Genomic DNA, 26,482 nt, shown 5'->3' on the forward strand with positions numbered 1-26,482 from the left:
CCATGGAAAACAAATCGCTGCTTGTGTGGTTGCGTGCCTTTTTGGCGACACTGAGCGTGAGCATCAAGGATGTTCGGTCACGAAAGCGATTTGTCACGATAGGCATCGGCCTTTTGGGCGCCAGTCATCCAAAAACCATAACCAGCGCCATTAACTTTCTAGATATGGTGTTCCACTGGAGCGCGTTCTATAAACTTTTCTCCCGGAGTAAATGGGACTGTGAAGGCATATTCGTGCCCATTATCCAGGAGGCCATCAGTCTCTGTCCAGTCTATAACCCCATCATTTCCGCCATCGACGATACGCTCGTGCGCAAGACCGGCAAGAAAATCCCCGGTACTGCTTACGCCCGGGACCCTATCAGCCCCCCGTTTCATGTCAATCTGGTCATTGGCCAGCGCTATCTGGAAACGACCATCATGTGCCACGGCTCTGATCCCAACTCCAGTCGAGCCGTACCCGTGGCGTTCAGACACACCCCACCGGTCAAGGCTGGAAAAGTGACAAGTCAGGAGGAGGAACAGATACTGAAGGAAGAGAAGAAAAAGCACAACATGAGTGTGCGCGGTCGCCAGCAGCTTGTTGCCCTTCGTGCGGCAATCGACGCAATACCTGGCGGTTACGACCGTGTCCTTATCCAAAGCGCCGACGGCAGTTTTGCCAACAGCTGTTTCCTGACTGATCCTCCTCACGACACCGTGATCGTCGCGCGAGCGAGGAAGGACACGGTCCTTGTCGAGCCTCTTTGCCCCGAACAACGCAAAGGCAATCGCAAGTACGGCCAACGTCTGCCTTCACCCAAGGATATTCTTGCCAGCGACAACTACGGAACGCGGACCATGGAGGTATTCAAGCACGGACGTAAACTTGCCGTGCATTACAAGTGCGTCCAAAACGTCAGGTGGCCGGGTGCGACCCACGATCAGCCCTGTAACCTCATAGTCATTAAGCCTTTCCCCTATCGTTTGACCAAGAAGGGGCGCACTCTCTATCGGCAGCCTGCCTTCCTGGTCGTAACCGGTGCCATAAACAAGATCACGATCGAACAGGCCATAAGGGCTTACTTGCTTCGCTGGGAGATCGAAGTCAGCTTTCGAGACCAGAAAGCAATACTTGGCATTGGCAAAGCCCAGGTGTGGAACAAAGATTCAGTAGCAAAAGTGCCCGCTTTCATGTCGGCTTGCTATGCCGCTTTGCTTCTGGCAAGCATACGACTCTACGATGACAAGCGAAACGAGGCATTCCCAACGCGAGAACGGTGGCGAAACGACCCGGTCACCCGTCCATCCCTGCGCGATCTGGTGCGTTTGATGCAAAGCGAGCTGGCGGAGGAAAAAAAATCAGCACCGGACGTTGCGTAGGAGTCCGTGCAAGATTGTCCAAAGTCCAGACAGCGGCTGGAAGCCGCTGCTACTCTGGGCCCGCTATGACTCCGCTGCCACAAAGGTCGGCGGAAATCAAGGTCGAATGGCTGGGCGGCGGCGGGCCGTGGGTTTCCTGCAAATTGTCCCCGGGGTTTTCCCCACCGGGGTGGTCACTGACCGATTACGTTTTGTTGAAGCACAAAACGCCAGGCAAATCGATTTGCGATGAAAATGGCATTTATCAGTTGGGGTATGGCACGATGTTGCCGTTGTAGCTGCGGAACAGGGGCGCGCCCTCGCTGTCGCAACCGGCGGCGCAGTCGGGTTCGAGGCGGATTTTGCCGCCGGCGTCGGGCAGGTCGATAGCGAAGGCGGGGAGGGCGAGGCCGCTGGTATTGCCGCGGAGCTGGTCCATGATTTCCAGGCCCTTGCGGATGCCAGTGCGGAAATGAGTCGTGCCGGCGACGGGATCGCCATGGAAGAGATAGTAGGGCTTAATCTTGATTTTCAGCAGGCCGGTGAAGAGCAGGCGGAGGGTCTCGGCGTCGTCGTTGATGCCACGGAGGAGCACGCTTTGGTTGACCAGCGGCACGCCGGCCTTGAGCAGGCGGTCTGCAGCGGTGGCGGCTTCGTTGCTCAGTTCCCATGGGTGGTTGAAGTGCGTGGCGATCCACAAGGTCTTTGGACTTTGCGCCAGCATGGCGCAGAGATCGGCGGTGATGCGTTGTGGCAGCGTTACCGGCACGCGCGTGCCGATGCGCAGGACCTCCAGCTGCGGCACGGCCGCAAAGGCGTCGAGGATGCCGCCGAGGGCGTCGTCTGACAGTGTCAGCGGGTCGCCGCCGGAGAGCAGCACTTCGCGGACTTCGCGGTGTTCGCGCAGGTAAGCGACGGCAGCGGCCAGCTCGGCGGCGCTTGGCGGCGGCAGGGCGTCATGCCAATGGCGTTTGCGCATGCAGTGCCGGCAGCGCACGGCGCAGGAGCTGCAGCAGAGGAAGAGTGCGCGGTCGCGATAGCGGTGCACGAGGCGGGGCACGGGCGAGCTTTGTTCTTCAGCCAGCGGGTCGGGGCGGGCGTCGGGAGCGTCGTGGAGTTCATCGGGATGGGGCAGGCATTGCCGCAGAATCGGATCGTCAGGCGAGGCGCTGTGCGCGAGGCTAAGATAGTAGGGCGTCGCCATGGGTGGGTAGCGGCGCAGCGCCTCAGCGCAGGAGCGTTGCCAGTGGACGGACAGGCCCAGCTGCTGGGCAAGGTCGGCGCCGGCCGCGACGGCGTGGCGCAGCTGCCACTGCCAGTCGGCCCAGTCGGTTGCCGGAACCTCGGAATAAAGGCGGGATGGATGTGTCATGAGGGCGTATTCGGGGAGGGCGGGCGGGTGCGTGGACATGGCCACGCCGCAAGCGGAGTTTTTTCGTGCAGTTCTGGATTTATGGTCATGGCGTAATATAGTATTTTTTCTTTTTTTCCGACACCCCCTAGCAGGAAATTGCCTGTTTGGCAGGGAATATGGAAGAGCCTTTAGTGGTTTACACCATCAAATGAGTGAGTTTGCCGAGGAGTAACTGTGGATAATTCTACCCTTACCTTGAATGTCACGCGTACGGAAACTGCGCCTTGCTGCTGCGAAGTCAGCGTTGAGATGCCACCGGAGCGGGTTCAGAAAATCTACGACAGTGTCGTGGCGAAATTGGGTCAACAGGTGAAACTGCCGGGCTTTCGCGCGGGGAAGATCCCGCGGACGCTGCTGCTGAACCGTTATGAGAAAGAGATCAAGGCGGAGGCTCTTGAGCAGCTGGTGAGCGCGGGTTACCGCGGCATGGCCGAGCAAGAGAAACTCGATCTGGCTTCCAGCCCCGAAGTGGTGGACATGGAAAAGTTGAGTTTTGAGCTTGGCCAGCCTTTCGCCTTCACGGTCAAGTGCGAGTACATCCCCGAGATTGCGTTGCCGGAGTACAAGGGCCTGCATTTGAGCCGCGAAGCCGTGGTGATTGGCGACGAGCAGGTCGATGAGTTCATCAGCAACTGGCTGCAGTCACGCCAATCTTTTGCGAAGGTTGAGCGCCCGGCAGAGCAGCAGGACATGCTGCAGGTCAGCTACCAGGCACAGCTGCCAGAAGGCCTGGAAGTACCTGAGAAAGCCAAGTACGTCGTTGCCGCCGAGAATACCTGGCTGGTCCTGCGCGAACCGGAGATGCTGCCGGGCGTGATGACCGCGCTGGTCGGCGTCAGCGCCGGCGACGAAAAGGACGTCACTTTGACTTTTCCGGCGGACTACCGCGAGGAATGCCTGGCCGGCAAGAGCCTGCCCTATCATTTCAGCGTCAAAGAAGTGCATGGCCGGCAGGTGCCGGAGCTGACCGACGAGCTGGCAAAGGAAGCCGGTACCGAGGGCGTCGCCGATCTGCGCGACAAGGTCAAGACCAATCTGCAGAGTCAGGAGACGCGCAACCGCGACCAGCAGCTGCGCGAGCAGCTGGTGCAAGCCCTCCTCAGCGGTCTTGATTTTCCCCTGCCGCCGACCACGCTCAAGCAGGAGAAAGAAGGCCTGCTGAAAGAGTACTACGACGAGGCCGTACGTGCTGGCAAGAAGCCCGAAGAGCTGCGCGAGATGAGCCAGGAAATGGCCACGCGGGCCGAGGGCGAAGCCGCCGCGAAGCTCCGCCGTCACTACGTTCTCGAAGCCATTGCCAAGGCTGAAAATATCACCGTTGACAACCGCGAGATCAGCTCGATGGTGAGCTACTTTGCGCGCTATGAGCAGGTCAGCCCGAAGGTCATGATCAAGCGCATGCAGGAGAACGGCCAGATTCCCGGGTTGATCGCCAGCCTGACCGAAACCAAGACCGTTGACCAGCTCGTGCAGTGGGCCGACGTCGCCGAAGTGCCCGCCGCTGACGCCGCCAAAGAGCAGGCGTGAGCACGTCGCTGCGGCGAGAGACGGACACTCTAGAGTTGGCATGAGTTGGCCCGACGCCACCGCGGCGCGGGCGACTCGGGCTTTTCGGCAGCCAGGCGCTGATCAACGCTGGCTGCCGTTGGCTGTAAGGATATGACAGGAGAAACAGGAATGACTAAGATAAGCGAATCGCCACGAAACAACCTCTACATGCCTTTCGTGCTGGAACAGACGGGGCATGGCGAGCGGCAGTACGACATCTATTCGCGGCTGCTCAAGGACCGCATTGTGCTGCTGGGCACGCCAGTGGACGACACGGTCGCCAACCTGCTGGTCGCGCAGTTCCTGTTTTTGCAGAACGAGGATCCGAAAAAAGACATTGAGCTGTACATCAACAGCCCCGGCGGCAGCGTGTCGGCCGGTCTGGCCATCTACGATACCATGCAGATGCTCAGCTGCGACGTGCGGACCTACTGCGTTGGCCAGGCCGCGAGCATGGCCGCCATTCTGCTGGCGGCCGGCGCGCCCGGCAAGCGTTTTGCGTTGCCGAACGCGCGGATCCTGGTCCACCAGCCGTCCGGCGGCTACGAAGGCACGGCGGCGGATATTGACATCCACGCGCAGGAAATCCTGCGCATTCGCACGGTCCTTTATGACATTTTGGCCAAGCACACCGGTAAGACTGCCGAACAACTGCGCAAAGACAGCGAGCGGGATTTCTTCCTCTCGGCCAACGAAGCCAAGGACTACGGCTTGGTTGATCAGGTCATGCCGTCACGCCGCTGAGCAAGCCCTGATGGGGCGACTCTTGCCGGCAACACCGGCGTAGTACTGACGAATTATGGGAAAATTTAGATTCTATGGCTAGGTCAAAAAAAACAGAACCACAGGCCTTTTGCTCATTCTGCGGCCGTGAGCGTGCTGAAGTCAAACAGTTGATCAGTGCGCCGTCGGGCGACGCCTTCATCTGCAACGACTGCGTCGAGGTGTGTCACGACGTGTTTATGGAAGCGCCCCGCGAAAAGCGCCAGCCGACCAAGTATTATGTGCCGGAGGTGATCAAGCCCAGCGAGATGAAGAAGCATCTGGACGACTACGTAGTTGGTCAGGACGCCGTCAAGCGAGTGTTGTCGGTGGCGGTTTACAATCACTACAAGCGCCTGCGTTATTTGCGTGATCACGCGGCGATGTCGCAGGATGTGGAGCTTGAGAAGAGCAACATTCTGCTGATTGGGCCGACGGGTTCGGGCAAGACCTTGATGGCGCGGACCCTGGCCAAGAAGCTCAATGTGCCATTTGCGATTGCCGATGCGACGACCCTGACCGAGGCCGGCTACGTGGGCGACGATGTCGAGAACATTCTGCTGCGGCTGATCCAGGCGGCGAACTACGAGCTGCCGAAGGCGCAGGTGGGCATCATTTACATTGACGAGATCGACAAGATTGCGAAGCGTTCCGAGAATGTGTCGATCACGCGCGACGTGTCTGGCGAAGGGGTGCAGCAGGCCCTGCTGAAGATACTAGAGGGTACGGTGTCCAATGTCCCACCCAAGGGTGGCCGCAAGCACCCGCAGGAAGAGTACATCCAGGTTGACACGACGAACATCCTGTTCATCTGCGCCGGCGCCTTTGTCGGCCTTGATCAGATTATTCAGCGGCGCATCGGCAAGCGCATGCTGGGCTTTGCCCGGAATCTGGAAAAGAATGACGTGGAGCCTAGTAGTGAGAGCAAGCAGGACATGATGAGCCGGGTTGAGCCCGAGGATCTGCTCCGCTTCGGGCTGATTCCCGAGTTTGTCGGCCGCCTGCCGGTGGTTACGGCCCTGCGCGAATTGAGCCGCGAAGATCTGATAACCATCCTGACCGAGCCTAAGAACGCCTTGGTCAAGCAGTACCAGGCGTTGTTTGCGATGGAAGATGTCGAACTGCAGATTACCACGGGTGCCATTGGCCGCATTGCCGACCTGGCAGTGCTCAAAGGCACGGGTGCGCGGGGCTTGCGGACCATCTTGGAGGGCATCATGCTCGACGTGATGTACAATCTGCCCGAAGTGCCCAAGCAGCCCAAGCTAGTCGTGGACGAGACGATGATTGACCGCCTGACTTGAGGGCAATTCCCGTTATGGAGGCGAAGATGAGGACATGTTGTCGTGGCATGCTCATCTTCGTGCTGTCAATTTTCATCCTGCCCCTGTCCGACGCCGCGACGGCGAAGAAGCCCAATATCCGCTTTGTGGAGCAGGGCGGGGTAAAATATCTTTATCTGCGGGACATTGCGGCATTTTATGGCATGCGTTACAGTCCCGGCGCTAAAGAGGCGGTGTTGAGTTCGCAGTACTCGACCATCGCCTTCACCTTTCAAAGCCGCGAGTTCACGCTCAATGGCGTGAAGGTGTACGCGGGCTTTCCCTTGCGCAAGAGCGGCGACGAGTATCTCCTGGCGTCGTTGGACCTCTCGAAGATCCTTGACCCAGTCATGCGCATTGGCACGCTGCCGCGACGACAGGTCCGGCATGTTGTCATCGACCCCGGGCACGGCGGCAAGGATGTCGGCGCCATCTGTGGTGAGCATCGCGAGAAGGACATCAATCTGCAGGTCGCGCTGCGGCTAGGGCGGAAGCTGCAGCAGCAGGGCTATAAGGTCAGCTACACGCGCAGCAAAGACGAGTTCATCACACTCGCCGAGCGGCCACAGCTGGCGGCGCGGGTCAAGGCCGACCTCTTTATCAGCCTGCATTGCAACTCGGCGGCGGCGAGCGTGTCGGGCATCGAAGTCTTTGCCGCCACGCCGCAGCAGACGCCGGCGACCGGCGCCAGCAAAGTCGAAAAAACGGCCTGTCCCGCAGATAAATACTGCAAGGAAAACGCCTATTTCAGTTTTTATACGCAAAAGAAGCTGTTGGAGAAGACCCGCGCGACGGATCGCGGCGTGCGTCGGAAACGCTTTTATGTGATTCGTGAGCTGAGTTGTCCGGGAGTGCTCGTTGAGATGGGCTTCATCAGCAACGCCGGCGAGCGGACGCGGCTGCTGCAGGTCAGTCGTCAGGAGCAGATCGCCGACGCTATAGTGGAGGCGGTGAATCTCTACCGCAATTCATCGGCGCCGCTGGTGCCGGGCAAGTAACGGCGTACGGCGGCGGCACAGGTGCGACGTCCGCAAACTGAGTCGTCTTTCTCGCGGGACAACGAAAGGAGAGCTGATCATGTCACTGGTAGACGATTGCGTATTCTGCAAGATCATCAAAGGCGAGATACCCTCCGCAAAGGTCTATGAAGACGATCTCGTGCTGGTGTTTCTGGACATCGCGCCGTTCAATTTCGGGCATAGCGTGGTTGTGCCGAAGGACCACCATCACAGCGTCACGACGCTGCCGGCGGAGTACCTGGCGCACATGATGAGCGTGGCCGCGCGGGTCGCGCCGGCGATCATGCGGGCGACCGGCGCCGAGGGCTTCAATCTCTTCCTCAACAACGGCGCGGTGGCCGGCCAGGTCGTGCCCCACGCCCATTTGCACATCCTGCCGCGTTTTGTCAACGACGGCGTCATCATTCAGGCCGCCGCCAAGAAATACGACGGCCCGGCCGCGATGCAGGCGCTGGCGACGGAAATTTCAGCCAAGGTGAAAGCGTAATGGAGAGCGACGAACATCGGGCGCGGCTGCAGCAGGTTTTGGCCAAGGACCGGCGCTTTCCGGTCGAGGCGTACCTCTTCATCGAGGAGGTGGTGAGCCGGGCGACCCAGGAACTGCGCAGCAAGGGCGAGACAGGCATCGCCAAGCATATCAGCGGCCAGGAATTGCTCATGATCGCGAAAAAGCTGCTGCTGCAGAAATACGGGCCGCTGGCCATTGACGTGCTGGAGTCGTGGAATGTCACCCGCAGTGACGATTTTGGCGATATCGTTTTCAACCTCGCCGACGTGGGCCTCCTGGGCACCAGCCCCAATGACGCCAAGAGCGATTTTGCGGACGTTTTTGATTTTACGGCGGCCTTTGTGGAGCCTTTTGTCGCCCGCGGCCCCAAGCCGCAACTGCCCCTGCTTGATGTTAATTAATGGTAATGTGCACAATCTCGTGATAGAAAGTGAAATTTGCCGCAGTGGTTTTGCATCCTTAACCTGCGCCGTAGGCGCTTAACTATGCTTAACCCCAGGCTTTAGCCTGGGGAAAAGAGCTCTCCCGCCAATTGTGCCCTGTAGGGGCACTACTGACTGCCTGACAAACACAATCTGAAGACGATTACAGATAATTATCAACCAAGACTTAGGAACTGTAGTGCCTCTACGAGGCACTGATTTCGATAGGCCACCTGACCCCAGGCTGAAGCCTGGGGTTAAGCATGGTGGTGCCCCTACGGGGCAAATTCATGCGCAAGCGATTAATAAGAAGCAAGTTGCGAGTAATTCTTTATGCACAAGAAGAGTATCGGTCACATTGTCACAAGGAATTACCGATTGGCCACAACAAGTTTCATCACAAAACTTCGCACATTAACTTATTAATTTGAATAGCCCGGGCGTAATGCCGTCGGGTTGGAAGGACATGAACTGATGACAGAAAGTACGCCAAGTACGGATTTCACCATCGAGTACCCCAGTGCGGGCTGGTCATTGCGCCATCCGGTGGATGCCGCCAATGGCCCGCGGCATCTTTGCGTGGATGGCCACGAGCTGCTCCACAGCTTTCTGGCGGCCACGGATGCGACCGCCGTTGATACGCTGGTGTTGGAAAAAAGCCGGGCCTTCCACAAAAGCGGCAGCGCGGTATTTGAGAGCGCGGGGCATTATGGTCAGCAGGTCCAGCATTCGGTCCGGCAGATCATCCGTTATGCGGGCAACTGCGGTCGGATCACGGTGGATTTGCACTGGGGACGCGGCGACAGCAAGCTCGGCGCGGCCATCTCGGTGTTGCGGCTGCCTGGCGAATGGCGGCGCATGCTGCTGTTGTTGCCCGCCGACGGCGATGCGCCGCCGGTCTGGCGCGAGCTGCAGTCCGGCAAAAGTATCACCTGGCGCGAGGTGCCGCTGTCAATGATTTTCGAAGACCGCGCTGGTCGGCGGGTGGAATACTCCACCGGCTTTGATTTGTGGCGCTGGCATTACGGGCTGGGCGTGGCGCCGACGCAGATGCAGTACTCACTGCGCGTCAGCGACGACGAGCTGCTCTGCTACCGGCAGGTCATGCCCGCCGGCGCCGGCGTGGAACCGCAGGTGCGCTATTACCGTTTTTGCTCCATGCTGGCTTGGTCGGCACCGGCATTGACGACGAGCGCGGCGGTGGCCGCTGCTGCGCCGCCCTTGCAGCCGCTGGCTTTCCTGCCGAATGGCGGCGGCGTCGACCTCCGCGGGGCGTCTGGCGAGCGCGGCGCCTATAGCATTGATTTCGGCACGGCGGCGATGGTGCCGACGGCCTACCGCCTGAGCGCGTCGGGCGAGCGCCTACCGCAGCTTTGCTGGAGCAGCAAAGCCACGGTGGCGATGGCGAAACGGGTGATCCGTCAGCTTGCCGCCGCCCACAACGGCGGCACCTTGCGGCTGCTGGGCATGACCCCCGGCCTGTGCCACGACGGCTCCCATTGCGAACGCCGGCAGCCCACCATGCACTGGGACCTCCAGGACCTGCTGAACTTTTCCGCCTGGGCTCGCCAGACCCTCGGCGACGACTGGACTTTGCAGATTCCCCAACCTTCGCCATGGAATGAACTGCCCTCGCTGGCCGCGATGGGCGCCATCTCTGGTTTCCGACAGGATCGAGGCTGATGCTAAATCAGGTTGACTTTTCGCAGTATCCACTGACGGGCTGGTATCCTGGCCACATGCTCAAGGCTGGCCGGCAGATGCAGGACGCCCTGAAGCTGGTGGACCTGGTGGTGGAGTTGATTGACGCGCGGGCGCCCCTGTCGTCGCGCAATCCCGATCTGCGGTCCATCCTCACCAACCGGCCGTTTTTGCTGCTGGCGAACAAGGCGGATTTGGCCAGTCCGGCGGCGTCGCGGGCCTGGTCGGCGTATTTTGCCCGCCAGAGCGAGCGCATACAGTTTTTTGATGCGCGCAAAACTGCGAGCGTGCGTCAGCTGACGGAGCTCTGGCGTCAGCTCGTGCAGCAGATGCGCGCGGAGCGCGGCGCGACCCGCGCCTTGACGCGGCCGGCGCGCATCATGATCAGCGGCATTCCCAATATCGGCAAGTCGACGTTGGTTAACCACCTCCTGGCCCGCAACAAGGCACAGGTCGGCCCGAAGCCCGGCGTTACCCGCCAGAACCAGTGGATCAGCATCAATAACGACGTCGAACTGCTGGACACCCCGGGCATTCTCTGGCCGCGCATCGAAAACAAACGCCACGAGCTCATGCTGGCGCTGATTGGCTCGCTCAAGGAAGAACTGATCCCGCCAACCCTGCTAGCGGAATTCCTTTGGTCGGAGCTGCGCCGTATCGCCGCCGTGGTCAAGTGGGAGCCGCTGGGGCTGACGGCCTTCCCGGAGAGCATCACCGTGTTGCTGGACGCCATCGCCGCCCGCCGCGGGCTGCTTCTTACCGGTGGCGTCCCGGACCATGATCGCGCCGCCGTGGCCTTCATTAAAGACTACCGGCAGGGCCGCCTGGGCCGCTTCACCTTCGAAATGCCCGCCGACACGGAGTAGGGCGCCAAGCGCGCAGGCTCCTTTGCGGGCTCATTTACCTAGAGGTCGTCCGAAAACGATATTTTCCTGTCGTAAGCGTGCTTGGGCCTTTCTTTAGCCATACAATTGCCGTGTCTTCAGCGAAAGCAGCAGTGAAAAGTCCGGCCCGAGCCCTCTGCCGCAAGGCGCTGAGCCGAAAAGGGATAGGTGGGGGAGCGCGAGGGGGAGGAAAGGGCCAATGGCCCTTTCCTCCCCCTCGCAAAACCCAACTATGCTTGTCGGACAGGCTCTACCTATGCTTTGTGGGCTCGCGGCGGTGTTCAGAAGGCGTTGACCTGGTCGATGTCGCTGGCGTTGGTGAGGAGCATGACGAGGCGGTCGACGCCGATGGCGACGCCGGCGCTGGGTGGCATGCCACTGCGCAGCGCATCGAGGAAGGGCTGGTCCATGGGATAGACCTCGCGGCCTTCGCGCGCGCGGAGCTTCGCACAGGCGAGGAAGCGTCGGAGCTGCTCAGCGGGATCAATCAGCTCGCTGCAGGCATTGCCCAGTTCCAGGCCGGCGGCGTACACTTCCCAGCGTTCGACGCGGTTGGGCCGACCCGGTATGGGCTGGCTCAGGCCGCTGCAGGCCAACGGGTACTCGCTCAGCACAGTCGGCCGGCCAATGCCTAACTGCGGCTCGACTTTTTCCACTAGCACGTTCTCAAAACGCCCCTCGGCGATGGTCTGATCGAGATCGACGCCGGCGTAACGCCGGAAGGCCTCGTCGACGCTGATTTCCTCCCAAGGCGCGGCCAGGTCGATGATCTGTCCGCGGAAAGGACATTGCTGAGTGCCGATGGCCGCTTGGGCGACCTGCCGGAAGAGCCTGACGCAGTCGTCCAGGACCTGCCGCCAGCCGGCGTTGGCGCGGTACCATTCGAGCATGGTGAATTCGCCGCGATGCCGCTGGCCGGATTCACCGGCGCGAAAGCAGGCACCGAGCTGGTAGATGCGCTCGTAGCCAGCGGCGAGCAGGCGTTTCATGTGCAGCTCGGGCGAGGTCCGTAGCCAGTGATTGCCCGCCGCCTCGGCGTCGATGTAGTCCTCCAGGGCCGGCGTGGGAATGCGAATCGGCGTGTGGACTTCGAGGAAGTCCGCCTGCGCAAAGAAGTCGCGGATGGACCGGAAGGCCCGCGCGCGGACCGCCAGGGAGTCGCGCCGCGCCGCCAATGCGCGCCGTTCGCTCGCCGCGGCGGCGGGATCGGGACGGTCCAGACAGCGGTCCGCGTTGGCGCGTGCGGTGGGCGCGAACGCGAACGCTGCTGCGGTGGCCTCGGGCCTTTTAGCGCGGAAGATGACCGTGTAAGGCACCTTCGCCAGTTCGGCAGCGTGCTCTTCCCAGGCCGCGCTCCAGTATGGTACGCTGTCCCGCAGGCTTTGGCCGGCGGCTGCGGGCGGCGTCGGTTCGAGAACGCGGTCGATGATCAAACCGCAGTCAACCAGGTACTGGACGATGGCGCTGATGGGCTCGGCGCGACTGCTGCCACTGCTGCCCCGGTCGCTTTCACTGACCTCGGCGGCGGGATGGAAGTAGTCTTTGACGAAGATACCGCTGTCGTCATCGATGTCCAGCCATTCACTGCCGGCAAGGGGATGGACGGTGCTGATGAGGAGGACGCCGCCGGGCTTCACCCGTGCGGCCCACGCCCGGATCGCTCGTTGCTGATCGCCGGCGAAGGCCAGGGCGTGCGTGCTGTGCACAAGATCGAAAAGTCGTGCCGGCGGCAGGGGCAGTTCTTCCAGGTCGCAGCAATGCAGCTCAAGGTGGCAGCCGAGTTTCTTGGCTAGGCCACGCGCGTGCTTGAGCTGCTGCTCGGAGCCGTCGCAGGCGACGCAGCGCGCGCCGCGTTGCGCCAGATAAAGCGAGTTCTGCGCCGCCCCGCAGCCGATTTCCAGGCAGTCCAGGCCGGCGACGCTGTCGGGAAGCACCCCGAGGGCCTTGTCGCCCGGCAGCAAAGGCCCGAAGTGAAAATCGTCGGTGGTGATGTGGGTTTCGCGCTGGTAGTGATCGGCCAGCTCATTCCAGTAAGTGATGTTCATGGGGCCTGTCTCGCGGGGGCTACGGCACGTGGGGCGCTGCCGGCAATGGCGGCGGCGTTTTATGGCGCCAGGACGGCCAGCGCGGCGCGGACATTGCCCAGGGGCGCGCTGACCTGCACGCCGGCTACGTAGGGCCTGACGGCCGCCACGGCTTCGCGGGCGATGGCGATGCCTGTGGCGAGCTGCTCTTCGCGGGTGTTGGCGGCTTCCATGCGCGTGATGATCGCGTCCGGCACGACCACGCCGGGCACTTCGTTCTTCATGAACAGCGCGTTTCGCAGGCTGGCCAGCGGCCAGATGCCCGCGATCACGGGCAGATGCAGGTCGGCAATGGCCTCCACAAAGCGCTTGAGGGCATCGGGATCAAAGACGGGCTGCGTGGTGACGAAGTCCGCGCCAGCGGCGGCCTTCTGCCTCAGTCGGTCGATCTCGCGTTGGAAATCAATGGCGTTGGGGTCGGCGCCGACGCCGATGACGGCGGCCGTTGGCGGGTCAATCTTCTGACCGCCGAAATCAAAACCGCGATTGAGGTCCTTTTGGAGCTTGGCGAGCCCGATGGAGTCGGTGTCGAAGACGCCCGAGGCGAAGCCGTAGTTGCCCAGCTTGGGCGGATCGCCGGTGATGAACAGGAAGTTGTGGATGCCGCAGCCCGCGCAGCCAAGCAGGTCGGCCTGCAAGCCGATGAAATTGCGGTCGCGGCCGCAGACATGTAGCACGGCTTCAATGCCGGCCTGCTGCTGGATGTGCAAGGCGGTGATGATGGATGACATGCGCGGCGCGGCGCGGGGGCCGTCGGGGATGTTGATGACGTCAACCCCGGCCTCTTGGCAGAGCTTGGCCTTGGCAACGATGTCGGCGGTCTGCCAGCCACGCGGCGGCGAAATTTCGACGGTGGTGACCCACTCGCCGGCGGCGAGCTTGCGACCGAAGCGCGAGCGTTCGGCTAGGGGGACTTCTTCTGCCTGGGGCGTTTCGGTGGGCGCGGCTTTGGCGATGACCTGCGCGATCTGCTGGCTCTTGCCCAGGGGTTTGACGGAGCGCGCCAGGTCGGCTATATGCTCGGGCGTCGTGCCGCAGCAGCCGCCGACGGCGCGGGCGCCGAGGGCGATGTAGCGCAATGCGTAGGTAGTCAGGTATTCCGGCGAGCACAGATAGAGCTGGCGGAAGTCCACGTGCTGCGGGGCGCCGGCATTCGGCTGGACCAGCAACGGCCGATCGCAGTACTTCACCGCGATTTCAAGGATGCTGAGCATCTTGTCCGGCCCCATGCCGCAGTTGAAGCCAATGACGGCGGGCAGCGGCCGGCCGTCGTCGGGCATGAGTAGGCGCTGCTGGACGGCCTGGTCGAGATCGCCGTCGTCTGCGACCGCATGCGACAGTATGTATGCCTGGTCGCCACCAATCAGCTGCATGACGCTGCGCGCTTCGTCGGCGGCCTCGCGATTGGGCAGGGTCTCAAAAAGCAGCAGGTCGGCGCCGCCGGCAAGCAGCCCCCGGGCCTGTTCGAGCCACATGTCGATGCGCTCGGCGCTGCTGGTGCCCGTGGTCGCAATGGGACCCAGCGAGCCGGCGACCAACGCCGTCCCCACGCGGTGCTGGTCCTCAACCGCCTGCCGCGCCAAACGCGCGGCGGCCTCGTTGATCGCCGAGCATTTGTCAGCCAAGCCAAATTTTTTCAAGGCGAGGCGCTGGGCGCCGAATGAGTTGGTGGTGAGCACGTCGGCGCCGGCGCGCAGGTAATCGCGGTAGATATCGCTGACCAACTTGGGTTCGGACAGACAGAGCTCGTCGTAACAGCGGTTGGTGAAGACATGCCGGCGATAGAGCTCGGTGCCGGTGGCGCCGTCGAAGATGACGAGCTGGTTGGTGAAAAAGCGTACTAAGTCATCTGATGTCATGACGGGTCCTCCGGAGCGTGGTGAAAAAGGCAAACGAGTAATATAAGGTGCAACGGCCCCGGAGCAAGACCGCAACCCAGGGGAAAGGAACCCAAAAGGTAATCGGTCACCCATTGATATTTGGCTTTCCTGCGGCCTTATGTTTTCAGCGCCAGAGGCGCGGCCTATGAAAGCCCAGGGCGACCTATATGACCTTTGGCAAGGCGCAACATAGGTGCGGGAATAAGTTCCATTGCCTCTTTGGCTCCAGTCAGCTTCGCCGACTGAAGCCAAAGAGGCCGAGGAACACGGACCAATATGGCGCGCTACCCAGGGCGGCGCGCGCCTTCGGCGCTGCTTGCCCTGGGCTCGTATGTTTCGCGCTTTCAGCGCTTCTGCCGCTTCGCGGCGGAAATGCACGACGAGAAAGGGCTGCTTGGTTGAAACAACAAGTGCCATGGATACCGCTAAATGAAGAGCATTGGTTTCATAGGAGAACGATTGTGTCAAGTCTCTCTTTATATCACTAAATTTCGCGCATTACCCAAGATTTCGCACCTTACCAAGGTTTTTCCCAGTTATGGGAAAAACACAAATCTTTTGTTATTGGCTCAGGAGATGATCATGGAAACGATATTTGGGCAGTCGGTGCAGGGCTGTTATCTGTTGCAGCGGCGGTGGAATTAACGCGAACGGCAGGAGCGCTTGCGGGCCGTGTGGAGTGCGGCTGACGCTTTGGCCTAGGTGCGGCAGGTACGGGAAAGGTATCCTCCAATACTTCCGTCTGCTGCTCGCAAGGTCATCGCAAATGCAATATGGTTAGAAGGTATCTTCAGTGTCCCCCAATACTTCCGTCTGGTGGTTGCAAGGTCATCCCAATTGCCCCTTACTCTCATTTACGTACAAGAGCGCTTATCATGCAAAAACAACTTCTGAAACGGACCTTGCTGGTCATTTTTGTACTGTTCGGATTGTCGGGCAAGGGGGCTACCATGCAACTGCAAAACGAGCATCTGACACTGCATTTCGACGCTCAGACGGGCATCTTGGCCGACATTACCACGGCAGCGGGAACGCGCATCACGCCCCGCCCGTCGTGCCAGTACAACATCCAGGCCAAAGACAACAGCTGGCTTTTTTCGCCCGTTGAGCTGCCGTTCAAGGTGGAAAAACACAGCCTCACGACCTTCGCCGGCGGCCAGGAGCTCACGATGGTGATGAGTTGCCCGGGGTGGCAGCTGGAGGTCTTTTGCCGGCTTTTTGCTGGCGAGAAAATCTTCTCCCGCAGGGTCGCCTGGACGCGCTTGGACGACGTCCCCGTGGACATTACAATCTTCCGTTTTGCGCTTGAGGGCCTCGTTGTTGGCCAGGCCGCCGAGTGCAGCGTCATCTATCCCAGTTACTGGCCGCCGCAGGACTTTCCGCTCGTGGGCAGTCAAACCCGCCGCTATACTACCCCCGGTCGTAATCACATCCCCGGCGCCATCCTCTACAATAGCGCCCTGCGTTGCGGCATTGGCGTGAGCATGCAGACAACGAAATCGGACTATGCCATATATACCGACACGGGCGATGGCGTGGCCAATGTCCAAACCGATTTCAATATCCGCGCCTGCATGCAAAAGGGCGATCGCCTCGACTCTGGTGAAGAGCTCGTCACACTTGTCGAAGACAGCCCATTGAATGACGCTTTGGCGTCTCTCGGCCGCGCGTGGACACTCAACGGCTTCACCTGCAGAACGCGTCCGCAGTGGACAGGCGGCGCGGTCTTGTACTCCGCATTTGTGCAGGGCACCACCGCTTCCCGCTGGGTCGACATTGGCGGCTTTGACAACTTCCGCCAGGTCGTGCTGCCGCATCTCAAGAGCATCGGCGTTGACATCCTCTGGTTCAATCCCTTCAACACCGGCCGTTATGGCGTGTACTCCTACTACGATTTTGAAGACGGCATTGGCAGCGAGGACGACTTGGCGGCCCTCTGTGCCGACGCACAAAAACTCGGTATCCGCGTCTTGATGGACCTCATTCCGCACGGTCCCAAGCCGAAACATCCCTACGGCGAAAAACTTCTCGCGGAACACCCGGAATGGTTCTCCCGGGACGCCGACGGCGCTCCAAAAATCTGGTGGGGCAGTTACGCCCTGGACTACGCATCGCCGGGCTGGCAAAACGAAATGATGACGTTGGCGACACACTTCATCAGTCGTTGCGGAATCGACGGTTGGCGCGTGGACTGCGCCCGCTACTCGCCGGACAACGAACGGCCGACTGACGGCCGCATTCCCTCCCAGTCTGGGACGGAGGGAGCCATCACCCTCATGAAACGTGTCCACCAGGCCATGGAGCAGACCAAGCCGGAAAGCATACTTCTTGGCGAGACCAGCACGGTGTCGCACTTGTCACAGATGGAATACATTTACGACACGATCATCGGCGGCTACGTCTTTCCGCAACTTTCTCGCAGCACGCCCGAAGAGTGGGTGCCGCAGCTGAAACTCTATCTCGACCGTGACGAGGCAGCCTTGCCCGTTGACTACGCGCTGGGACTCATGCGCTACTGCGAAAATCACGACAACGCCCCCGCAATCCGCCGCTATGGCAGCGGCCACCGCGATGCGCTGTTGGCGACCTGCTTCCTGCTCCCGGGCCTGCCGCTGATCAGCCAGGACGGCGATGTTGGCGCCGGCACACTCATCCGCACGCTCTCGGCTATCCGCAAACGACCCGAATTCGCTCGCGGCAAGGCCGTGTATTTGCCGACGGGCAGTTCCGATCCCGCCGTGCTTACCTTCACGCGCATAGTGCCCGAACAATTCTCCGCCGTCGCCATCAATTTCAGCGGCCAGGTCAAACAGCTTGAGCTGCAGCTCCCGCCGGAATGCCAGGACAGAACGCTGCATATGCGCGAAATTGGCAGCGACGCATTGGCAATCTGCAACGGTAAGACGATTCGCAGTGAACTGCCGCCCTACGCAACTCAGGTCTTCGCTTTTGCGGTGCCCCAACCCGCGTTGCCGCCGGCACCCGACAACAAAAAGCCCGCCGATATCCCCACGGTGGACCCGGACCTCGTCGGCCAAATCATCAGGACCGACTTTTGGACGGCACAATCCGTTGATGGCTTTCTCGTCTCCCTGGTCGACGCCACTGGTCGCAATGTGCTGCATAAGATGCACATGGTTTCGCCGGCGGAAACAGTCCGTGATGGCAAGCACGTCGATTATACGCAAAATATCACGCTGCAAAGGGTTGGCAGGGCCTCAGACGAAGTCAGCGAATACATCTTTGAGGGGGCTTGGCCCAACGGCGCCCGCCTGCGAAGCGTTTACACCACCGGGGACGGCTCGCCGGACATCAGGGTCCGTCTGGAAGTCACTCCCGCCGCCAATGGCGAACAACCGGCATTGGAACTGACCTTCGGCGATGACACCGACGAATGGTACGTCGCCGCTCTTGAAGGCGCTCTGCGCGATAGCCACTCCGTGCGTCATCCCCGTGGCGATGAAATGGCCCTCATCGAAAAAGACCTTTGGCTTCGCGTTGTCCGCATCACGCACCTGGTGCAGAAAAGCGGCATGCTCTGGCAAGCCGACGCGCAGCCACTGGACCCTCGGCACGGCCAGATCAGCGTCCGCAAAGGCGACCGCTGGACGGGCATCCGCTTCTCCCAGGAAGACCAGGCCCTGCTAGGGGATATTTTCCTGCGGGAAAATGGCTCACTAGCCCAGGGGCTGACCCTGCGGCTGCATCCCAAAGGGCACGTAATCGAATTCACCATCCGCGCCGACGATCCTCCGCAAGTCGTACCCGGTATCACCGCCGGTTTTGGCTGGGACCTGAAAAGCGACGGCTCCAGTCATCGCTTTAGCAACGACCATTTCCAGCTGCGCGTGAACCGCCACGCCGGCGGTGGCGTGGCCGCCCTCCTCGGCAAATCTGGTTCGCCGCTGCTCTTGAACGCCAGCATCTATTCCAATGACGGCTTTTTCACCCCTAGCTACGATCCGGAACACTCGCGTGAACTGCAGTGCTTCGGAACCTCAAAAAACAATATCGAAGCTGGTATGGCACTCACCAATAACGTCGAGGAGCTGGCACTGCGCTTCTCGGGCGAACTGAAACGAAACGACAGCAAGCAGGGTTTCTCGGCACTGCCAAAAGTCGCCTACGCAGTGGAGTACCGCCTGGACGACTCACCCCGAATCCGCTTCAATGCGTCGGTGACTCCCCAGCCGCGACCAGAACGCCGCGGATCGCTCGTCTGGGAATGCCCACTGGCACGCGACATTACCGACATCGACATACAAACAACCTCCGGCAGCCAGCGCTTCACTATCGCCACCCAAAAGGACGACGAGCAATTCTGGACCACCACCCGCGATGCCCTGGCCGACGTCAGGTCACTCACTTTCATCCACCGCGATGGCCAGCAACGCTGGACCATCACCAATATCGACCACCGCCAAATCGCCTCACTGAGTCTGTTCCGCGACCAACGCGGTAACACGGCCTTCCGAGTCGCATTTTTCGCCGCCGAAGTCTGCGACCAACTGACTACTCGCAGCTTCGCCTGCGACCTCGTCGTGGAATAATCATAGGAGTTTTTTATCCGCGATAGTGGACGTACGTTGGGCCTCTTTCTGGTGCAGTGGGACGCGATGTGCCCGGCCAATGCGGCGCCCTCCGGGCGCAATTTTAAGTTGCTGTCACAACCCTGGTTGCGGCGCCCTTCGGGCGCCTCACCAGGGGTTATGCATGGTCCGGCCCTCCGGGCTGAACTTGGCCGATCTGTCTGATCGACTGTTTTTTATCGCGGACGGATCGGACGGATCGGACGGATCGGACGGATCGGACGGATCCGGTTGATTGATCGGTCTGATCTGTCTGATCGGTCGGATCCGGCTGCAAAAACCTGCCGCAAAACGTGGTTCCCTGGAGTCCCAGGCGTCGGCCATCAGTCCCCTGAGTCCAATGTGTCATTCCCCATGGTCCCTAGCGTCCCCACAGTCCAATCCATGGGATCATGCCGTATGAGTCGTGAGTCCTCGCCCCAGCGCTGCCACTAATCAGTCCCACCGGTCCCGGGCGTCCCTGCGGTCCCGGCCATGGGTCGTGAGACGTGAGTCGTGAGTCCTCGCCCCAGCGCTGCCACTAATCAGTCCCGCCGGTCCCGGGCGTCCCTGCGGTCAGTCATTGTTACCAGCCATTCCTGCGGCCTTTGGCTTTCAGCGCTTCTGCCGCTTCGCGGCTAGGGATACCGGTGGCGCGGGAGTGGCTTGCTGGCAGACATTGACGGGGTAAAGTGACACAGCGAAACGACTGTGGCGATCGCCGACAGACGTGGCCCGTAACGGGAATGGTCTTGGTGCCCAAAGCCTGGTAGAGCATGGATTGTACGGAGAGTGGACAGTATGCAAAAAACTCAGCGCCGTTATTTTGGCTATCGGTCTTTTGAGCCGGAATATGAGACGATGCGGCAAATGCGTTCGATCGGCATCAAGACCTTTACCTTCATGGTGTCGAACAACACCAACTTCATGGGGGCGCCATACACAAAATATCAGCCCACGTGGATATGGGAGCGCGAATATGACTTTTCGTTGTTCGATAAGAACATCGCAGACCTCATCCATGCCGTTGGCAGCGATGCCAATCTGATTTGCTTCGTGGATCTGAACCCTCCGGCATGGTGGCTGCGGAGAGGGCCGAACAGGTTCGATACGTTTACCGAGTTCGGGAGAGTGATGTCGCTGCAAGCCTGGCGTGAAGACGTCGCGCATTATCTGCAGGCGCTACTGGGGCACGCGGTGGAACAATATCCGAATGTGATCAAGGCGTTCTGCCTTGGTGGCGGCAAGACGACCGAATGGTTCGATGATTCCAAGGGAACTGAAAGCGTATCGCGACTTGAGGCATTCAAGAAGTACATGACAAGACAGAATCTTCCCGTCCCTGATGACATCCCCGGATATTCGTTGCGGTATTCAGGTATTGATGAAAGCAATCGTCTTCTGCGTACTCCCGAAAAGAATGCCTCGGCGTTGAATTACTGGAAATTCACCTCTGCTGAGTCTGCTGATACCCTTGAGTTTCTGATTAAAAAGGCTCGGGAAGTGCTGCCGGCAGAAATCGCGTTGAGTCTCTGTTATGGCTACATTTTTGAGCTGTGGCCCAATTGTCAGGCATCATGGTCGCAACTGGAATATGAACGGCTTTTCAGCCTGCCAGAAATTGACTTTGGTCTTGAGCCCATATCCTACAGTGCTGAAGAGCGTGGCATGGGTGGTTCGCCGTTGAGCATGATACCCATGCAGACGCTGAAAGTGCGCGGGAAATATATACTCAATTCGATTGACACCACGACGTACACCAGTCGCTTCCCGGCAGCGCCCAGCAAGAAAGGCGGGAGCGTGGCAATATGCGGGCGTAAAGTCGAATGGAACAACGCGCAGGAAGTCGCCGCCGGAATAAAGCGTGAAATGGCCTACAATCTCATCAACGGCTGCTCCACTTGGTATTTCGATATGTGGGGCGGCTGGTGGAATTCTGAAACCGCAATGGACACGCTGGGAAAAGCGGCGAGGATATGGGACAGCGAAAGCCCGGTAGTCGCCGATGATGTGTTCGAGACGCTTTTGATCGTTGATCCGCAGAATATGTACTACATCAATGATGCGCACCCGAGCGCTACCATGTTCGTCAATCCAATCAGGAAGGCCCTTGCCCAGGCTGGTGCGCCATTTACTACCGCATCATGCAACGATCTGTCCCGTATGGCGCTGGACAAGTACAAGCTTTTGATATTCTGCCATCCCTTTGACTTGGATGGTGATAAGATGGCACTGCTCAAACGCGCTATATCTGGTAAAACGGTCATGTGGATTTATGGACCAGGGATCATAAAAGATGGCACGTGGTCGCCGGATAATGTCAAGACCATCTGCGGCGTGGACTTCAAAACTCCCGGTGTAACAACTGTGCGTATGAGCGACTATCATTCGATCTATGTGTATGAAAGCGACAAGCTCACGGAAAAGGATATGCGCGCAGCAATGAAAACGGCGGGTGTCCACTGTTGGTGTGAAAAATCCGTTCCAGTCTATGCGAACAGCCGGCTGCTTGCTGTTCATACCGGGGTAGCGCAGGAACTGACTATCAGGCTGCCGAAAACGTACCGCAAAATCACCGAGCTCTATTCGTTGCGAGAATTTACCAACAGTGACAGCATACACATAACAAGCGACATCTGCGATACCTTCCTGTTCCGACTGGAAGATTGATCTGAAGTGCCGCCGGGGCGGGGGATCCCGAAGGCGTGCGATGCTGTCGAGAGCAGGCGGGGGCAGTGGCGGGCAGTGGAATTTTGTCGGTGCGACTGGCGGTCGCCCCTTGCGGCGATGGTAGTTTTTTGTGGTTCGGTCAGTTTGATCGCCTATCTTTTTCGCGGACGGATCGGACGGATCGGACGGTCTGATTGCCTGTCTTTTTCGCGGACGGATCGGACGGATCGGACGGATCGGACGGATCCGTCTGTTTGATCAGTCTGATCAGTCTGATCAGTCTGATCCGTCTGATTCGTCCAATCAGTCAGTCGCTAGCCGTCGAATGCCGTTGGGTGGGGTATCTGTCTTGCAGACATTTGGGTGTGGTGCGGTGTAAAAACGTTGGTGGAGCGGGGCGCTTGAGCTGGGGTGGGTTATAGTTTGGGTTTGTCGTGGTGGCGACGCGATGGGTGTGTCTGTCGGGCAGTCGTCATATTCTGGCGTGGGTATCGGTGCGAATGGCGAAAGGACTGGCGATGAGCAAGAAACTGTCGTGGGTGCTGACGGATACGGCCAAGAGGGTCTATGTGGAAAATTGCACGCTTGGCGCGACGGCGCTGGGCATGGACAAAGACGGCGCCTGGACTATCACCAAGAGCCGCTTGCGTGGCGGGCTGTCGGATGGTGTGGACATCATCGAGGTCAACAATGGCCAGCTGAGTTTTACGATAGTGCCGACGCGGGGCATGGGCCTGTGGCGCGGCAGTTGCGGTGGTCATGCCATCGGCTGGAATTCGCCGGCGCGGGACCTGGTCAATCCGGGCTTCATCAACACGCTGGAGCAGGGCGGCCTGGGCTGGCTGAAGGGCTTCAATGAGTGCATTGTGCGCTGTGGCCTCAACTCCAATGGCGCGCCCGGCATGGACACCGTGCTGGACAACAACGGCAATCCCTCCGAGGTGATGCTGACCCTGCATGGCAATATCGCGAATATCCCGGCGAAATACGTCGAGGTGGAGGTGATACCGGGCACGCCCACCGAGCTGGTCATTACTGGCGTGGTTGAGGAGTCGCGCTGTTTCTGTCCGCAGTACCGCATGGTCTGCCGTTACTCGACCTTCGTGGGCAGCAACAAAGTCAGCATTCGCGACGAAGTCAGCAATTTTGCCGACTGCCCGACGGAATTCCAGATGCTCTACCACTGCAATTTCGGCGAGCCGTTTTTGGAGGAAGGCGCGAAGATCGTCCTGCCGGCGGCCGAAGTCGCGCCGCGTGATCCGCGTGCTCAGGAGGACATTGATACGTGGGACAGCTATCGCGGTTATGAACCCGGTTATGTGGAGCAGGGCTACTATCTCGATGTCGCCGCGGATGCCCAGGGGCGGACGCTGTCCATGCTGAAGAATCGCGCGAGCACGCTTGGCGTAGTCATTCGCTGGGACAAGTCGCAGCTGCCGAGCTTCTGCCAGTGGAAGCACACCACCGGGGCCAGCGAGGGCTATGTCACCGGCATGGAGCCGTCCATAAACATGCCCAATCTGAAGAGTTTTGAGCGCCAGAAGGGCCGCGTGCTGACGCTGCAGCCCGGCCAGACCTACGCGATCGACCTGGCGATGGAAATCGCTGGCGATGCCAAGGCCGTGGCCGCTGTCGAAGCTGAAGTCGCCGCCATCATGGCCGGTCGCAAGACCACGGTGCAGCAGCAGCCCGTGGCCAAGTGGTCGCCCTGCGCGAACTGAGGTGCGCTGCAAAAGAGTGATAGTCATTGGCACTCGGCGGTGGCGACCGTCAGGCCGCTGCCGCCGCTCTGCCATGGAGCCATTCGTGTCTTTATTTGATAATGTGCGAAATCTGGTGATAGAAAGAGAGACTTGACACAGTGTCTCTGAATCCTTTGCCTGCGCCATAGGCTACTGGGGGCCTTCCGTAATCAGTGCCTCATAGAGGCGCCACAGTTCCGATGTCTTGGATGCAAATTTTCTGTAATCGTTTTCGGGTTGAGTTTGTCAGGTATCCGGTAGTGCCCCTACGGGGCACGATTGGCAGGAGAGCATTTTTCCCCAGGCTGAAGCCTGGGGTTAAGCATGGTTGAGCGCCTACGGCGCAAATTCATGCGCAACTGTTTGATAATCGGCCTATTGTAAAAATCCTTTTCGCAAAAGAAGAGTTTCGGTTACCTTGGTACCAGGAATCACCGATTGGCAACTACCCGTTTCATCAGAAGATTTCGCATAGTACCTTTTATTCGTGTTTCTTCGTGTTCATTCGTGGTTTTTCTCTTTAATTTTGGACGCTGCCATGCCTGATGCCGAGCGCGCCGCTGCGATACGACGCAGCGAGCGGCGATTTTTTTTCGTGTACATGTCGTTGTTTGCGCCCTTTGCGGTATTGACGCCGTACATGCAGCAGCTGCTGCATTTTTATGGCTATCGCAAGGACCAGATTGGCTACATACTTGGCGCGGTGGAGCTCATGGCGGTTTTGGCGCCGCCGGTGTGGGGGCTGTTGAGCGATCGCATCAAGCGGCCGCGGGCGGTGTTGGCTTTTACAGTGCTGATGTCCTTTCCGACCTTCTGCCTGCTCAGCGGCACCAATACGACGCTTGCGGCGATCGCCGTGGCGTTGCTCTTCGGTTTTTTCAATCGCCCGTCCATACCGCTGACGGACGGCCTGACCTTTAGTCGTTTCCGCCTGAGCGGTGCTGATTATGGCCATGTGCGCATTGGCGGCACCGTTGGTTTTGTGCTCTTCAGCCTGTTTTTTGAACGCGTGCTGCGCATCAGCCGGGACCAGGACGGCAGTCGCATCATCGCCATCCTGGGTGGCGCGCTGCTGCTGCAGTTTCTGATGGTCTTCGTGGTGCCGGCGCTGCCGAAGGCCAAGGCGGCCAAGGCGGACGGTGCGCCGCCGGCGACTGGCGAGGGCGAGGACAAGGTGTCGCCGGCGCCATCGGCGCCATTTGGCGAGCTCTTGCGGCTATGTTTGAAGCGCGGTTTTATTGCCTTTGTGTTCGCGGCTTTTTTGGCGCGCTTTGCGATGATGAGCTACTACAGTTTTTTTACGCGCTATTTGAATGACGTGTACGACTTCAAGGCCGTCGGTTACATCTGGCTGCTCGGGTCGCTGTGTGAGATGCCGTTGATCTTTTGGAGTCGCCAGATCATGGCGCGTATTGGCGTGCGCAATCTTTTTGCGCTGGCGTTGCTGGGGACCGTTGTTCGCCTGCTGGGCTTCAGCTATGAAAGCAGCCTGTGGGTGGTGATTGTCATGCAGCCATTGCACGCACTGACTTTCGGCGCCTACCACTGCGCGACCGTCACCTATGTGAGCAGCATCTTCCCTGCGCACTTCCAAGGCAGCGCGCAGACCATCTATTCCGCGCTCACAGTGGGTCTTGGCGGGCTGCTCGGTAGCGCAGTGGGGGGTGTAATCCTCGAGCATCACGGCTACCAGGCCATGTACAGCTTTGCGGCCGCCGTGGCGCTTATCGGCCTGATGGTCTGCATTCTTTTGGTACCCAAACTGGACGACATGCGGCGAAAGGCCGGATCGCTATGACTACGCAACGCCAAACTAAGCACGAAACACTGGTGAAACTAGGCCGCATCGCCCGCGATGCCGGCGCCATTGTCCGGCGCTATTTCGAGCATTTGCGCGGTGACGAGGTCAGCCACAAGGGCGCGACCGACATTGTCACCGTCGCTGATCGCGAGGTCGAGCGTTATCTGCAGCAGCGCCTGCACGAGGCCTTTCCGGATGTCGCTTTTTACGGCGAAGAGGGGCATTACGCGCCGCTGGCGACCTATGAGCGCGTCTTCATTGTCGATCCCATTGACGGCACCACGAGTTTCGTGCATGGCCATCCTTTTCACGCGGTGTCGCTGGGCCTGCGTGAAGAGGGCCAGACCAGCGCGGGCGTGGTCTATCTGCCTTATTTCGACCAGCTGTATTGGGCTGGGCGCGGGCAGGGCGCCTGGAAGGACGGCCGGCGCATACGCGTGTCGGCAAATGCCGAGATGCTGCAGGCGCTGGGCGGCACTGGCTTCGGCTGCGTCCGGGCGCATGCTCAGCCTGACAACGTGCCCATGCTCCGCGAGATGATTTACCGCCTGCGGGGCTTCCGGACCTGCGGCTCGGCGGCCATCGATCTATGTTATGTGGCAGAGGGGCACTACGACGTCTATTGGGAGTACTTGCTCCAGCCCTACGATTGGGAGGCCGGCGCGCTGATCGTCGAAGAGGCGGGCGGGTGGGTGACGGGCTTTGACGGGCAGCCGCCGCGGGACGACGTCGGTCGCATCCTGGCGACCAATGGCTTATTGCATCACGAGATGATGGACATAGTGGCAAAACACAGCTAAGCAGCAAAGGACACGGC

18 protein-coding genes are annotated in these 26,482 nt (G+C 59.9%); 15 read left to right on the plus strand and 3 right to left on the minus strand.

All coding sequences use genetic code 11. The features are described 5' to 3' along the window. Window positions 1–2: 2 nt before the first annotated feature. Window positions 3–1,361, plus strand: coding sequence for a transposase (locus J3R75_RS11400; RefSeq protein ID WP_307261651.1), 1,359 nt, complete (start codon window positions 3–5; stop codon window positions 1,359–1,361). 244 nt (window positions 1,362–1,605) lie between these two features. Here J3R75_RS11400 and J3R75_RS11405 read toward each other — a convergent pair whose 3' ends face one another. After that, a complete protein-coding gene (locus tag J3R75_RS11405) occupies window positions 1,606–2,751 on the minus strand; it encodes a KamA family radical SAM protein (RefSeq protein WP_307261652.1) in 1,146 nt (381 codons plus the stop codon). Window positions 2,752–2,928: 177 nt separating this feature from the next. On the opposite strand from J3R75_RS11405, the gene tig reads away from it, so the two are divergent. The 8 genes from tig to ylqF all read left to right on the plus strand — a co-directional run bounded on the left by tig (window position 2,929) and on the right by ylqF (window position 10,902). Then, window positions 2,929–4,281, plus strand: a complete 1,353-nt coding sequence (gene tig / locus J3R75_RS11410; protein ID WP_307261653.1) for a trigger factor — start codon at window positions 2,929–2,931, stop codon at window positions 4,279–4,281. 150 nt (window positions 4,282–4,431) lie between these two features. Beyond that, window positions 4,432–5,046, plus strand: a complete 615-nt coding sequence (locus J3R75_RS11415; protein WP_307261654.1) for an ATP-dependent Clp protease proteolytic subunit — start codon at window positions 4,432–4,434, stop codon at window positions 5,044–5,046. A 74-nt stretch (window positions 5,047–5,120) separates the two neighbouring features. Then, window positions 5,121–6,368 (plus strand): ATP-dependent Clp protease ATP-binding subunit ClpX, encoded by a 1,248-nt coding sequence (gene clpX, locus J3R75_RS11420; RefSeq protein ID WP_307261655.1) that lies wholly within the window; start codon window positions 5,121–5,123, stop codon window positions 6,366–6,368. A 26-nt stretch (window positions 6,369–6,394) separates the two neighbouring features. After that, window positions 6,395–7,384, plus strand: coding sequence for an N-acetylmuramoyl-L-alanine amidase family protein (locus J3R75_RS11425; RefSeq protein WP_307261656.1), 990 nt, complete (start codon window positions 6,395–6,397; stop codon window positions 7,382–7,384). Between the two features lie 79 nt (window positions 7,385–7,463). Next, window positions 7,464–7,892, plus strand: coding sequence for an HIT family protein (locus J3R75_RS11430; RefSeq protein ID WP_307261657.1), 429 nt, complete (start codon window positions 7,464–7,466; stop codon window positions 7,890–7,892). Beyond that, a complete protein-coding gene (locus J3R75_RS11435; RefSeq protein WP_307261658.1) occupies window positions 7,892–8,314 on the plus strand; it encodes a Minf_1886 family protein in 423 nt (140 codons plus the stop codon). Before J3R75_RS11430 ends, J3R75_RS11435 begins: the two co-directional genes overlap by 1 nt. 495 nt (window positions 8,315–8,809) lie before the next feature. Continuing rightward, window positions 8,810–10,018: a hypothetical protein gene (locus tag J3R75_RS11440; RefSeq protein WP_307261659.1), complete on the plus strand. Its 1,209-nt coding sequence runs from the start codon at window positions 8,810–8,812 to the stop codon at window positions 10,016–10,018. Then, window positions 10,018–10,902: a ribosome biogenesis GTPase YlqF gene (gene ylqF, locus J3R75_RS11445; protein WP_307261660.1), complete on the plus strand. Its 885-nt coding sequence runs from the start codon at window positions 10,018–10,020 to the stop codon at window positions 10,900–10,902. Before J3R75_RS11440 ends, ylqF begins: the two co-directional genes overlap by 1 nt. Window positions 10,903–11,201: 299 nt before the next feature. Here the strand turns inward: ylqF and J3R75_RS11450 are convergent, their stop codons facing one another. Together J3R75_RS11450 and J3R75_RS11455 are read right to left on the minus strand one after the other, a co-directional pair. Next, window positions 11,202–12,965: an amino acid--tRNA ligase-related protein gene (locus J3R75_RS11450; protein WP_307261661.1), complete on the minus strand. Its 1,764-nt coding sequence runs from the start codon at window positions 12,963–12,965 to the stop codon at window positions 11,202–11,204. Window positions 12,966–13,024: 59 nt separating this feature from the next. Further along, window positions 13,025–14,863, minus strand: coding sequence for a bifunctional homocysteine S-methyltransferase/methylenetetrahydrofolate reductase (locus J3R75_RS11455; protein WP_307261663.1), 1,839 nt, complete (start codon window positions 14,861–14,863; stop codon window positions 13,025–13,027). A 297-nt stretch (window positions 14,864–15,160) separates the two neighbouring features. Here J3R75_RS11455 and J3R75_RS11460 point away from each other — a divergent pair, with 297 nt between their 5' ends. From J3R75_RS11460 to J3R75_RS11485, 6 genes are all read left to right on the plus strand, one after another. Then, on the plus strand, window positions 15,161–15,286 hold the full coding sequence (locus tag J3R75_RS11460) for a hypothetical protein (protein WP_307261665.1): 126 nt from the start codon (window positions 15,161–15,163) through the stop codon (window positions 15,284–15,286). Between the two features lie 473 nt (window positions 15,287–15,759). Continuing rightward, window positions 15,760–19,434 carry an alpha-amylase family glycosyl hydrolase gene (locus J3R75_RS11465; RefSeq protein ID WP_307261666.1) on the plus strand — a complete coding sequence of 1,225 codons (3,675 nt, stop codon included), beginning with the start codon at window positions 15,760–15,762 and terminating at the stop codon, window positions 19,432–19,434. Between the two features lie 819 nt (window positions 19,435–20,253). Further along, window positions 20,254–22,122, plus strand: coding sequence for a hypothetical protein (locus tag J3R75_RS11470; RefSeq protein WP_307261668.1), 1,869 nt, complete (start codon window positions 20,254–20,256; stop codon window positions 22,120–22,122). 518 nt (window positions 22,123–22,640) lie between these two features. Further along, window positions 22,641–23,843: an aldose 1-epimerase family protein gene (locus J3R75_RS11475; RefSeq protein ID WP_307261669.1), complete on the plus strand. Its 1,203-nt coding sequence runs from the start codon at window positions 22,641–22,643 to the stop codon at window positions 23,841–23,843. Between the two features lie 559 nt (window positions 23,844–24,402). Beyond that, complete coding sequence (locus J3R75_RS11480; protein WP_307261670.1) at window positions 24,403–25,662, plus strand: MFS transporter; 1,260 nt, start codon at window positions 24,403–24,405, stop codon at window positions 25,660–25,662. Beyond that, on the plus strand, window positions 25,659–26,465 hold the full coding sequence (locus J3R75_RS11485; protein WP_307261672.1) for an inositol monophosphatase family protein: 807 nt from the start codon (window positions 25,659–25,661) through the stop codon (window positions 26,463–26,465). Before J3R75_RS11480 ends, J3R75_RS11485 begins: the two co-directional genes overlap by 4 nt. Window positions 26,466–26,482 lie beyond the last annotated feature (17 nt).

This window comes from Oligosphaera ethanolica (genome assembly GCF_030814695.1).
Classification (GTDB): domain Bacteria; phylum Verrucomicrobiota; class Lentisphaeria; order Oligosphaerales; family Oligosphaeraceae; genus Oligosphaera; species Oligosphaera ethanolica.